Origin of the sequence: Bradyrhizobium sp. IC3123 (assembly GCF_020193625.1) — a bacterium.
In the GTDB taxonomy this organism is placed as follows: Bacteria; Pseudomonadota; Alphaproteobacteria; order Rhizobiales; family Xanthobacteraceae; genus Bradyrhizobium; species Bradyrhizobium yuanmingense.
In genome coordinates this window covers 94,093-105,923 of sequence record NZ_JADYVF010000003.1, presented here as the reverse complement: position 1 = coordinate 105,923, position 11,831 = coordinate 94,093, and the positions used below count along the sequence as shown (strand labels likewise).

The following is an 11,831-nucleotide window of genomic DNA, read 5'->3' as shown; positions in this document are numbered from 1 at the left end:
TCTCGTTATTCTCGATGCCCCTGGCCAAACAATGGCCTGCAAGCTGCGTGCCGAATGGATCTTTTAGCTCAAGCCCGGATCAAGGGCGTTCAATCCGAATTCATCGATGCCCTCGGCAAGCTGCGGGTCACCGCGCCCGAGGCCCTCAAATCCATCCTCGATGCCCTGCCGGAGAAGCGGGTCTATCGCTTCGTCAGCGGGCCGGTCGTGGTCCGTGCGCTCGGACGCCCGCGCACGGAATTGGCGTCGGTTGGCGCGCCGCCGCTGCAATGGAAAATCGCCGGCAACGGCAATGTGATCGCGGCAGGCGAGACGCGGGAGCCGGTGATCGCCTGGCCGGCGGGCCTGGCGCTCGGGTATCACCGCCTGACGCTGACCGATGCCGAAGGTGCGAGCGAAGACGTGCCGATGATCGTGGCGCCCGAGCGCTGTTTCGGCGGCGATTTCGACCGCGGCTGGCTGCTCGCCGTGCAGCTCTACAGCGTCCGCTCCGACCGCAATTGGGGCATCGGCGATTTCACCGATCTCGCCGGCCTCGTCCGGCTCGCCAAGCAGCTCGGGGCCGACGGCGTCGGGCTCAATCCGCTGCATGTCCTGTTCGACGATCACCCGGCCGATTGCAGCCCCTATTCGCCGAACAGCCGGCTTTTCCTCAACCCGCTCTATATCGACGTCGAGGCGATCCCTGAATTTTCGGCCGACCTCGTGCCCGACGCGGCCGCAACGGCTGCCCGTCTGCGCGAGGGCGACCGCGTCCCTTATACCGACATGGCGGCGCTGAAATGGCTGGGCCTGCGCGCCGCCTTTAGCAGCTTCGTGACAAGCGCGAGCGAGGCGCGTCGCAAGGCGTTTGACGCCTTCCGTGCGGAGCGCGCGCCGCTGTTGTCCCGCTTTGCCTGTTTCGAGGTGCTGCGGCATCGTTTCACCGGACCCTGGTGGGAATGGCCGCAAGAATGGCAGCAGCCGGACGAGGCGAAATTCGCCGAGCTGCGCAACGGCCCCGACAAGCGCGAGGTCGAGTTCGTCGAATTCGTGCAATGGACGGCCGACAGCCAGCTGCACGGGGCCAACGCGCTCGCCAGTCAGCTCGGCATGCGGGTCGGACTCTATCTCGACGTCGCCGTCGGCGTGCAGTCCAACGGCTTCGATGCCTGGAACGAGCAGACGGCGATCTCGCGTCATCTCGCGGTCGGCGCGCCGCCCGACGTGCTCAACACGATCGGCCAGGATTGGGGCCTTGCCGGCTTCAATGCCGGTGGGCTGGAAGCGCAATCTTTCGTCCCGTTCGCCGACATGCTCGCGGCGTCGATGCGCCATGCCGGCGCCATCCGGCTCGATCACGTGCTCGGCCTGAAACGGCTTTATCTGGTGCCGCGCGGCTTCAAGCCCGACAACGGCGCCTATGTGCAGATGCCGTTCGAGGCGCTGCTGGCGGCCGTAGCGCGCGAGAGCGCGGCCCATAAATGCATCGTGATCGGCGAGGACCTCGGCACCGTGCCGGAAGGTTTCCGCGAGATGATGCAGGATTTCGGCATCTGGTCCTATCTCGTCATGATGTTCGAGCGCGACGATGCCGGGCATTTCCGCAATGTCGACCATTACCGGCCCAATGCGCTGGTGACGCTGAACACCCATGACCTGTCGACCTATGCCGGCTGGCGCTCCTTCAGCGATCTCAAGATGAAGCGCTCGCTCGGGCTCGATCCCGGCGAGAACGACCAGGCGCGCTGGGATGCGCTCGGCAGGCTCGACGAGATCCTGCGCCAGAACGGCATCAGCGCCAATGATCTCTACTCTGTGCTGGCCTTCCTGTCGCGCACGCCGTCGCGGCTGCTCGCGGTGTCGATGGAGGATCTGCTCGGCGTGATTGACCAGCCCAACATTCCCGGCACGATCGACGAGCATCCGAACTGGCGCCAGCGCCTGCCGGTCGCGCTCGACAAGATCGCGTCCAAGATCGATCTCGCAGCTTTGAAGGCTGCGACACGGGAACGTTCATTGCCCGGCGGGAATTGAGCCGCCGGGACTTGCCAGGCTCGCACGACATTGGCTCAGAGGATCGAGGACTATGCGCTGATCGGCGATTGCGAGACCGCGGCGCTGGTCGGGCGCAACGGCTCGATCGACTGGCTGTGCTGGCCGGCCTTCGATTCCGACGCCTGCTTTGCCGCCATCCTCGGCACCCACAAGAATGGCCGCTGGCTGATCGCGCCGAGCGAGGGCGCAACCTCCATCTCGCGGCGCTATCTCGGCAACACCCTCATCCTCGAAACGCGGTTCGAGACGAAAAGCGGCACCGTCGCGCTGATCGATTTCATGCCGCTGCGCGGCAAGGCGTCCGACATCGTGCGGCTGGTCCGCGGCATCCGTGGCACCGTGAAGATGCGGATGGAGCTCGTCATCCGCTTCGGCTTCGGCGCGGATATTCCCTGGGTGCGGCGGATCGACCATTCCTTGATGGCCATCGCCGGCCAGGACATGACGGTGCTGCGCACTCCGGTCGAGACCCGCGGCGAGGATCTGACCACCGTCTCGGATTTCGAGGTGAAGGAAGGCGAGACCGTGCCATTCGTGCTGACTTACGGTCCCTCGCATCTCGCCCCGCCTGCGCCGATCGATGCGGAGCTGGCGCTTCAGGAGACCGAAAAATTCTGGGAGGACTGGTGCGGCCATTGCACCCGTGACGGCGACTATCAGGAGCTGGTCCTGCGTTCGCTGATCACGCTGAAGGCGCTGACCTTCGCGCCGACCGGCGGCATCGTCGCGGCACCCACCACCTCCTTGCCGGAGAAGCTCGGAGGCAGCAGGAACTGGGACTATCGCTTCTGCTGGCTGCGCGATGCCACCTTCACGCTGCTGGCGCTGATGAACTCGGGCTACACCGAGGAAGCCCTGGCCTGGCACAATTGGCTGCTGCGCGCGGCCGCCGGCTCCCCTTCGAACATGCAGATCATGTACGGCATCTGGGGCCAGCGGCGCCTCCTGGAATGGGAGGCGGGCTGGCTCGGCGGCTACGAGGGGGCGCAGCCGGTGCGCGTCGGCAATGCCGCCCACGCGCAGCTCCAGCTCGATGTTTACGGCGAATTGATCGACGCCTTCCACCAGTCGCGCATGGCGAGGCTCAAGCTCGACGACGAGACGACCTGGGCGCTGGAATGCGCCGTGCTCAATCATCTGGCCGAAGTCTGGGACCGGCCCGACCACGGCATCTGGGAGCGGCGCGGCCAACCCAAGCACTACGTCTTCTCCAAGGTGATGACCTGGGTCGCCTTCGACCGCGGCATCAAGAGCGCCGAGACCTTCGGCTTCAAGGCGCCGCTGCTGCACTGGCGTGCGCTACGCGAAGCCATCCATCGCGATGTCTGCAACAGGGGATTCGATGCGGAGGAAAATGCGTTCGTCGAATCCTACGGCTCGAAGATGCTCGACGCCAGCGTGCTGCTGCTGCCCGCCGTCGGCTTCCTGCCGGCGGACGACCCGCGCATCCGCGGCACCATCGCCGCGGCCGAAAAATGCCTGATGCGCGACGGTTTCGTGCTGCGGCACGACCCGCGCGAGCTGCCCCCGGACCAGCCGCCGCTCGAAGGCGCCTTCCTGGCGTGCACGCTATGGCTCGCCGATGCCTACGTGCTGTCGGGCGATCTCGACAAGGCGCAAGTTCTGCTTGACCGCGTGGTCGGCATCGCCAACGACGTCGGGCTACTGGCCGAAGAATACGATTCCGTGGCCCGCCGCCAGACCGGCAATTTCCCGCAGGCGCTGACCCACATCGCGCTGATCAACACGGCGCACAATTTGTCGGCGGCAAGGCAAGGCAGCGAGAAGCCGGCGGTGCAGCGGTCGAAGTAGTAGGAAGAGCCGTCAGGCGCTTTTGCCCCCACGAGCACGGTGCACTCCCTCTCCCGCTTGCGGGAGAGGGTTGGGGAGAGGGTGTCTCCGCAATGGGATAGCCCCCTAGAGGAGAAAGCCCTCACCCGCGCCTTCGGCGCGACCTCTCCCGCAAGCGGGAGAGGTTGCACCGAGCCCGTGGCAATCGAGTCAATCTAAGCCATTCCGCTTTAGCCCAGCCCATTCCGCGTCAAGATCATCTCCATCGCCTCGGCAAAGCCGTCCTGCTCGTTGGTCGCAGTGACGTGCGTCGCCTCGTCCTTGACGTTGTCGGCGGCGTTGCCCATGGCGATCGAGGTGCCGCTGACGCGGAACATGGCGAGGTCGTTCTGCATGTCGCCGATGGTGGCGACCGCGTCGGTCGAGATGCCGAGGCGCCTGGCCATCGCTTGCACGAACGTGCCCTTGTTGAAGCCCGGCGGGGTGATGTCGAGATAATAGGTCTGCGAGCGCACCGCGGTCGCTGCGCTGCCGAGGGCTTCCTGCATCACCTTCTCGCACGCCTCGAGCCGGGCGGCGTCGGCGCTGGCGCCGACGATCTTACAGGCGCTGGCAAGATAGGGCGAGAAGTCAGTCACGATCGTCGGATCGGAGCGGATCGTGTGCCGCTCGTGCGCGACGTAGCTGCCGCTGGGATTGTCGATCAGCCATTTGTCGGTGGTGAACAGCCAGACGTCGGCGCCGTAGTCGCGGAGGATCTGCAAGGTGCGCTCGGCCGCGCGCGCTGGAATCAGGTGCTGCTCGACCGGCCGCATCTCGGGATCGACGATCGAGGAGCCGTTGAACGGCCCAACCGGCAGCCACAGCGCCAGCGGCTCGATCAAGAAGCGCATGCCGATCGCCGGACGGCTGGAGGTGATGGTGAAACCGATGCCAGCCTGGTGCAGCCGCTGCACGGCGTTCTTCGCGCGCTCCGTCAGCGTCTTGTCCTTGGTCAGCAGCGTGCCGTCGACGTCGGAGACCACGAGTGAGATTTGGGTCATGGCAGAACCTTGGGTGTTGCGCCGCCCAGTTTGAGCTGCCGCACGATGCCGTCTACGATCGCCTCGACGGTCTCGTCGATCGAGACGGTGATGACGTGCTCGCCCGGCTCCGGCGGCTCCAGCGTCTCGAACTGGCTGGCGAGCAGTCCGGGCGGCATGAAGTGCCCTTTGCGCTGCGCGAGCCGTTCGGCGATCAGCTCCTTGGTGCCCTTCAGGAACACGAAGCGGACGTCATCGCGTCCGCGCAGCAGCACGTCGCGATAGGCGTGCTTCAGCGCCGAGCAGGCGATGATGACGTGCTCGCCGCGGCCGCAGACCCGCGCGATTTCGTCGGCGATGGCATTCAGCCAGGGCCAGCGGTCTTCGTCGGTGAGGGGATGTCCGGCCCGCATCTTCTCGACATTGCTGGCGGGATGGAAGCTGTCGCCGTCCTCGAACCGCCAGCCGAGGCGCTCGCCGAGCGCCTTCGCGACCGTGCTCTTGCCCGAGCCCGACACGCCCATCACGATCAATGCACAGGGTGCTTCAGCGCGGCCCACGAATGTCCTCCGGAAGCGCGGCCTTGTCGACCAGCCAGACGGTCTCGCCGTTCGAGCGCGCGCGCAAGGCCGGCAGATTCTCGCCATTGCAGAGGCGCGTCAAGATCGGCCGCTTGTCGTGCCCGGCAATCTCGAACAGCATCTCGCGGCAGGAGGCCAAAGCGGGCAGGGTGAGCGAGACCCGCGGCACGAACGGCGCAACGTTCGCCTTGGGAACGCCGACGACCCAGCGTCGGGTCTCCTCGATCTCGGGGTAACCGGGAAACAACGAGGCGGTGTGGCCGTCCGGTCCTGCGCCCATCAGGACGAGATCGAACAGCGGACGTGCGGGATCGAGCTGGTCTCCGCCATAGAAGGCCTGCAGCTCACGCGCGTAGGCTTCCGCAGCGGCATCGGGATTGTCGGCTGTGGTCGGGATCGGGTGAATATGGCCGGCGGGCGCGTGGCGATCGAGAAAGGTCGCGCGGGCGACCGCCATGTTGTTGAGGGGATCGCTGTCGGGCACGAAACGCTCGTCGCCGATGAACCAATGCACGCGCTCCCACGGAATCCTGCCGCGCCAGGCCTCGCTGCCGAGCAACTGATACAGCTTCTTCGGGCTGGAGCCGCCGGTGAGGCAGATCGCGATCCGACCGGAATTGGCTGCGATCCGCACCATTGCGCGCTCGGCCGCGGCGCGGGCGAGAGCTTCGGCATCGGCCTCGACGATCAGCTTCGGCTGCCCGGCCGGAGCCATCACGAGTACTTCCGCCAGCTGCGTCCGTCGCGCCGGAGCAGCTCGTCGGCGCAGGCAGGGCCGTCGCTGCCGGCTTCATAGGTTTCGATGCCGTTGCTGCCCGCGCTCTTCCAGGCGTCCAGGAACGGCTGCACCGCCTGCCAGCCGGCCTCGATGCCGTCGGCGCGCTGGAACAGGATGTTGTCGCCGATCATACAGTCGTAGATCAGCGTCTCATAGCCGGTCGAGGGATCGGCGCGGAAATAGTCGCCATAGCGGAACTTCATCTCGACGCCGTCGATGGTGATGCTCGGCCCCGGGATCTTGGCGTTGAACTGCAGCTCGATGGTCTCGGTCGGCGCGATGCCGATGGTGAGGAAGTTCTGAGACAGCCGGTCGACGTCCGTCCCTGAGAACATCGACAGCGGCGCCTGCTTGAACTTGATCGCGACTTCGGTGCGCTTGTGGCCGAGCGCCTTGCCGGTGCGCAAGTAGAACGGGACGCCGGCCCAGCGCCAATTGTCGATCATCAGCTTGAGCGCGACAAAGGTCTCGGTGGTGCTGTCGGGCTTGACGTCCGCGGTCTTGCGATAGTCCGTGATCTCGTCGTCGCCGCTGCGGCCCGCGAGATATTGCGCGCGCACCGAATTCTTCAGTGCGTCCTCCCGGCTGGGCAGCTGGATCGATGTCAGCACGTCCGCCTTCTCGGAGCGTACGGAATGTGCGTCGAAGCGGGCGGGAGGCTCCATCGCGACCAGCGACATCAGCTGGAACAGGTGGTTCGGCACCATGTCGCGCAGCGCGCCGGTGGCATCATAGAAGCCGCCGCGGTGGCCGACCCCGAGCTTCTCTTCCACGGTGATCTGGATGTGGTCGATGTGGTTGCGATTCCAGATGGGCTCGAACATGCCGTTGGCAAAGCGCAGCACCAGGATGTTCTGCACCGTTTCCTTGCCGAGATAATGATCAATCCGGTAGATCTGGTGCTCGTCCATGATCTTCAAGAGTTCGGCATTCAGCGCGCGGGCCGAGGCCAGATCGGTGCCGAACGGCTTTTCGATCACGAGCCGCCGCCAGGCGCCGTTCTCCCTCATCATGCCGGTGCGGCCGAGCTCCCGCGCGGTCGGCGCGAACGCGGCCGGCGGCGTTGCCAGATAGAACAGCCGGTTGCCGCCGGTGTCCTGCGCACATTCCAGCGAATCCAGATGCTGGCGCAGGCGGTCGAAGGAGGGCGGATCCTTTGCGTCGGCCTCGACGAAGGTCACGCATTCCAAAAGCCTCGTCGCGATGTCGTCGTCCACCGGGCGCGTCGCGAATTGCCGCAAGCCCTTCAGCAGGCTGTCGCGAAGCTCCTCATCCGACTGGCCCCTGCGGGCGACGCCGACGACGCAGAATTTCTCCGGCAGAAGATGCTCGGCGGCCAGGTTGTAGAGCGAGGGCATCACCAGGCGATGGGTGAGATCGCCGGTGACGCCGAAGATGACGAAGGCGCAATTTTCCGGCTTGCGCTTTGGCTGCGGGTCTTTTGTCACGAATGGTCGGCCTTCGCTTGGTTTACGCGTTACTTCGGCTTCGCCGCGCCCGGCTGCTTCGGCTCCTTGTGTCCGCCGAACCCTGCGCGCATCGCCGAGAGAATTTTTTCAGCGAAGGTGTGTTCCCGGCGGGAACGGAAACGTGTGTAGAGCGCCGCGGTCAAAACCTCGGCCGGCACGGCCTCGTCGACCGCCGCATTCACGGTCCAGCGGCCTTCGCCGGAATCCTCCACGAAGCCGGAATATTCCGACAGTTGCGGACTGTCGGCGAGGGCGGTCGAGGTGAGGTCGAGCAGCCAGGACGGAATCACGCTGCCACGCCGCCACACTTCAGCGATGTCGGCGAGATCGAAATCGTAGCGATGATCCGCCGGCAAAGCCTCGATATTGGCATTCCTGAGGATGTCGAAACCTTCGGCATAGGCCTGCATCAGGCCGTATTCGATGCCGTTGTGGATCATCTTGACGAAATGGCCGGCGCCGACGGGCCCGGCGTGGATGTAGCCTTGCTCGACGCGGGGATCGCGGCCCTCGCGCCCCGGGGTGCGCGGAATGTCGCCGGCGCCCGGCGCGAGCGCCGCGAAGATCGGATCGAGCCGGTCGACCACCTGCTTCTCGCCGCCGATCATCATGCAGTAACCGCGGTCGAGCCCCCAAACCCCGCCTGAGGTGCCGACATCGACATAATGGATGCCGCGCGCCTTCAGCGCCTTGCCGCGGCGGACGTCGTCCTGCCAGAAGGTGTTGCCGCCGTCGATGATGACGTCGCCTTCCTGCATCACGCCGGCGATCGTCTCGATCGTGGTCTCGGTGATGCGTCCTGCCGGCAGCATCACCCAGGCCGTGCGCGGCCGCTCCAGCTTGGCGACGAACTCTTCCAGCGTCGCCGAGCCGACCGCGCCGTCGGCGGCAAGGCCCGCGACGGCCTTGGCGTCCTTGTCGTAGACCACCGTCGAATGCCCGTGGCGCATCAGGCGGCGAACGATGTTGCCGCCCATTCGGCCGAGGCCGATCATGCCGAGTTGCATCTGCATTATTCCTTTAGTTCAGCGCGTCGTTGAGCGCTGCATTGAGCGCGGCAAGGCCTTTCTTGAGCCCGCCCTTCAGGTGCACCCGCAGCGCACGCCGGCCGCGTTCCGTCAGCACGTCGAAATCGCCGCGGGCCTGCGCCGCCTTGATCACGCCGAAGCTCGCCTTCTGGCCCGGCACAGGCAGGTCCTTGGCGTCATCGGCGGTGATCTGGAGGAAGACGCCGCTGTCGGGCCCGCCCTTGTAGGCCTGTCCCGTCGAGTGCAAGAAGCGCGGGCCGAACTCGGCGCAGGTCGCGACATGCCGCTTCTCGCGCACCTCGAGGCGCATGGCCTGAAGCGCGTCGATCGTGGCCTTGTCGCGCGCGATGTAGCCGAGCAGGGCGACGTAGTCTCCGTCGCTGGATCGCGACAGATGCGCCTTCAGCCAGGAGCCGAGATCGCCATTGGCGCCGGCGGCGCGCAGCGCCGTGGCATTGGTCTCGTCGGTGTAGAGATCGGCGTCCTTGGTGCTGACCACCGGCTCTTCCGCCGGCAGCTTGCCGGTCTTCTCGAACGCGGCGGTGAGCTCGCGGGTCTTGATCTTGGCTGCTTCGACGTCCGGCTGGTCGAACGGGTTGATGCCGAGAATGCTGCCGGCCACGGCGGTTGCCATCTCGAAGCGGAAGAATTCCTGGCCGAGATGCTCGATCGACTTCATGACGATGCGCACCACGGGGTGACCCGCCGCCTCGATCGCGGCAAGCTGGGAGTCATGTGCGGCGTCCGCTTCGCCTTCGACGCGGATGTCGATGAAGAAACGGTCGTTGCCGTAGACGGAGGGATCGCCCAGCGGCTCGCCCTCGATCGGGATCAGGCCCTTGCCCTCCTTGCCGGTCGATTCCGCGATCAGCTGCTCGGCCCAGGCGCCGAAATCGGCGATCTTCTTCGACGCCAGGATCGTCACCTTGTCGCGGCCTTCGAGTCCCGCGAGACCTATGGCAAGGCCGAGCTGCACGCCCGGGTTTTCGGACGGCGGCACATCGGGGCCACAGGAGCGGGCCATCGCCAGCGCATGCTTGACGAAGCTCTTGACGTCGATGCCCGCGGTTGCCGCCGGCACCAAGCCGAAGGGCGAGAGCACCGAATAGCGTCCGCCGATCGAGGGCTCGCCATGGAAGATGCGGGCGTAGTTCAGCTGCTTCGCCGCCTTCTCCAGCGACGAGCCGGGGTCGGTCACCGCGATGAAGCGATGCCCGGTCTTCACCTTTGCACCCACCGCCTTGGCAACCTGCTCGTGGAAATAGTCCTTCATCGCGTTCGGCTCGGTGGTGCCGCCGGACTTGCTGGAGACGATGAAGACGGTGTTGGCGATGTCGATCTTCGCCTCCATCGCCCGCACCTGTGCCGGATCGGTGGAGTCGAGCACATGCAGCTTGGGGAAGCCGGGCTTCTTGCCGAAGGTCTCCGCCAGCACCTCGGGGCCGAGGCTGGAGCCGCCCATGCCGAGCACGACGGCGTCGGAGAATTTCTGGCCCTTCACGCGGCCCGCATAGTCCTCGTAATCGGCAATGTCGGCCTTCGCCGGGCTGTCGAGCCAGCCCAGCCATTTGTCCTCGTCCGCGCCGGTCCAGACCGACTTGTCGCGCTGCCACACCCTGCGGATCTTGGCCGACGCCCGCCATTCCTCCGTGGTCTTGGCCAGCGCCTTGCCGAGCGCCTCGCCCAGCGAAAGCTGCTGGCGGTCGAGTGCGGGCCCGAGCACGACGGCGCGCTTGTGGGCGACGGCGCCGTAGAGCTTGTCGGCGGCATCCGCAAACAGCTTGACGCCGTCCTTGACCAGCTCCTCGGCGATCGCATCGAGCGAGATGCCGGAGCGCTCCAGCTCGTCCAGCACGCGCTTCGCGTCCTCGACGTTCTCTTCCAGGCTGTCGCGCGGCTTGCCGTGGTCGCGGAACGCATCCAGCGTTGCCGGCGGCACGGTGTTGATGGTGTCTGGGCCGATCAGCTCCTCGACATAGAGGACGTCGCTGTAATCCTTGTTCTTGGTGCCGGTGGAGGCCCACAGCATGCGCTGCGGCTTGGCGCCCTTGGCGGCGAGCTTCTCCCAGCGCGGGCCTGCGAACAGGCGCTTGTAGTCCTGATAGGCGAGCTTGGCGTTGGCGATCGCCACCTTGCCCTTGAGCGCGGCGAGACGTTCCTTCTCGGACGGATCGTTGGCGCGGGCGATCTTCTCGTCCAGCTGCTTGTCGACCACCGAATCGATCCGGCTGACGAAGAAGCTGGCGACGCTGGCCACATGCGACGGATCGCCGCCGCCGGCGACGTAGGTCTCCAGACCGGCGATGTAGGCCTCGGCCACCTCGAGATAGACGGCCTTGGAGAACAGTAGCGTGATGTTGATGCTGATGCCCTCGCTGATCAGCTGCTCGATCGCCGGCAGGCCCTCCGGCGTCGCCGGCACCTTCACCATCAGGTTCTTGCGACCGACGTCCTTCCAGAGCCGCCGCGCCTCCGCGATCGTGCCCGATGTGTCCATGGCGAGATAGGGCGAGACCTCCAGGCTGACATAGCCGTCGCCGCCCTTGAGGCGGTCGTAGACCGGGCGCAGCACGTCGGCGGCGTTCTGGATGTCCTCGATCGCAACGGCCTCGAACAGGTCGGCCACGGTGCGGTCGCCGCGCTTCAGCGCCTTGCCAATCGGGGCGTCATATTCGTCCGAACTGCCGATCGCCTTCTCGAAGATCGACGGGTTGGAGGTGACGCCCTTGACGCCGTCGGTGTCGATCAGCCGCTTCAGGTCGCCCTTGGCGATGAAGCCGCGGGCCAGGAAGTCGAGCCAGACCGCCTGTCCGTGCTTTTCCAGTTCTTTGACGGGATTCATGATGCTTATTATCTCCAAGCCTGCGGACGAGGGGTTTTCGCGAAGGTCTGACGCGCTATCCTCTAGCCTACATGCACCCGGGAGGGAACCAATCAAGGGTGCGGGAGTCATACCCTCCAGTGTAACTCCGTCGCGATCATGGCGATCCAGACGGGCAGCTTACTGTTGCGTAAGGGTCGTCACCATCCGGCCGATCTTAGCGCCTCGCTGCCCAGCGGGCATGTCGTCGTCATCCACTCCTTCGCATCCGCGCTCTCCGTATCGACAATGAATTTCTGCCACG

8 protein-coding genes are annotated in these 11,831 nt (G+C 65.8%); 2 read left to right on the top strand and 6 right to left on the bottom strand.

Annotated elements, in window-relative coordinates; all coding sequences use genetic code 11:
- The first annotated feature begins 54 nt into the window (after positions 1 to 54).
- Positions 55 to 2,016: a 4-alpha-glucanotransferase gene (gene malQ / locus I6F20_RS10560; RefSeq protein ID WP_225126095.1), complete on the top strand. Its 1,962-nt coding sequence runs from the start codon at positions 55 to 57 to the stop codon at positions 2,014 to 2,016.
- A gap of 30 nt (positions 2,017 to 2,046) precedes the next feature.
- Complete coding sequence (locus I6F20_RS10555) at positions 2,047 to 3,849, top strand: glycoside hydrolase family 15 protein (protein WP_225126093.1); 1,803 nt, start codon at positions 2,047 to 2,049, stop codon at positions 3,847 to 3,849.
- A gap of 209 nt (positions 3,850 to 4,058) precedes the next feature.
- On the opposite strand, the gene I6F20_RS10550 is transcribed toward I6F20_RS10555, so the two are convergent.
- The 6 genes from I6F20_RS10550 to I6F20_RS10525 are packed head-to-tail and all read right to left on the bottom strand — an operon-like array spanning position 4,059 to position 11,548.
- Positions 4,059 to 4,871 carry an HAD family hydrolase gene (locus I6F20_RS10550; RefSeq protein ID WP_225126091.1) on the bottom strand — a complete coding sequence of 271 codons (813 nt, stop codon included), beginning with the start codon at positions 4,869 to 4,871 and terminating at the stop codon, positions 4,059 to 4,061.
- Entirely contained in the window at positions 4,868 to 5,374 is a 507-nt protein-coding gene (locus I6F20_RS10545) for a gluconokinase (protein WP_050996012.1), read from the bottom strand. The genes I6F20_RS10550 and I6F20_RS10545 overlap by 4 nt, the downstream gene beginning before the upstream one ends.
- Before the next feature lie 22 nt (positions 5,375 to 5,396).
- Positions 5,397 to 6,146 (bottom strand): 6-phosphogluconolactonase, encoded by a 750-nt coding sequence (pgl, locus tag I6F20_RS10540; protein WP_225126650.1) that lies wholly within the window; start codon positions 6,144 to 6,146, stop codon positions 5,397 to 5,399.
- Positions 6,146 to 7,657 (bottom strand): glucose-6-phosphate dehydrogenase, encoded by a 1,512-nt coding sequence (gene zwf / locus I6F20_RS10535; RefSeq protein WP_225126089.1) that lies wholly within the window; start codon positions 7,655 to 7,657, stop codon positions 6,146 to 6,148. The genes pgl and zwf overlap by 1 nt, the downstream gene beginning before the upstream one ends.
- Before the next feature lie 29 nt (positions 7,658 to 7,686).
- Positions 7,687 to 8,685 carry a phosphogluconate dehydrogenase (NAD(+)-dependent, decarboxylating) gene (gene gnd / locus I6F20_RS10530; protein WP_225112112.1) on the bottom strand — a complete coding sequence of 333 codons (999 nt, stop codon included), beginning with the start codon at positions 8,683 to 8,685 and terminating at the stop codon, positions 7,687 to 7,689.
- 13 nt (positions 8,686 to 8,698) lie between these two features.
- Positions 8,699 to 11,548: a bifunctional transaldolase/phosoglucose isomerase gene (locus tag I6F20_RS10525; protein ID WP_225126087.1), complete on the bottom strand. Its 2,850-nt coding sequence runs from the start codon at positions 11,546 to 11,548 to the stop codon at positions 8,699 to 8,701.
- Between the last annotated feature and the right edge of the window lie 283 nt (positions 11,549 to 11,831).

What these genes read in the sequence shown, in the direction of transcription:
- malQ (WP_225126095.1), top strand. Translation starts at nt 55, where the DNA reads ATGGATCTTTTAGCTCAAGCCCGGATCAAGGGCGTTCAATCCGAATTC.
- I6F20_RS10550 (WP_225126091.1), bottom strand. Translation starts at nt 4,871, where the DNA reads ATGACCCAAATCTCACTCGTGGTCTCCGACGTCGACGGCACGCTGCTG.
- I6F20_RS10545 (WP_050996012.1), bottom strand. Translation starts at nt 5,374, where the DNA reads ATGGGCGTGTCGGGCTCGGGCAAGAGCACGGTCGCGAAGGCGCTCGGC.
- pgl (WP_225126650.1), bottom strand. Translation starts at nt 6,146, where the DNA reads ATGGCTCCGGCCGGGCAGCCGAAGCTGATCGTCGAGGCCGATGCCGAA.
- gnd (WP_225112112.1), bottom strand. Translation starts at nt 8,685, where the DNA reads ATGCAACTCGGCATGATCGGCCTCGGCCGAATGGGCGGCAACATCGTT.
- I6F20_RS10525 (WP_225126087.1), bottom strand. Translation starts at nt 11,548, where the DNA reads ATGAATCCCGTCAAAGAACTGGAAAAGCACGGACAGGCGGTCTGGCTC.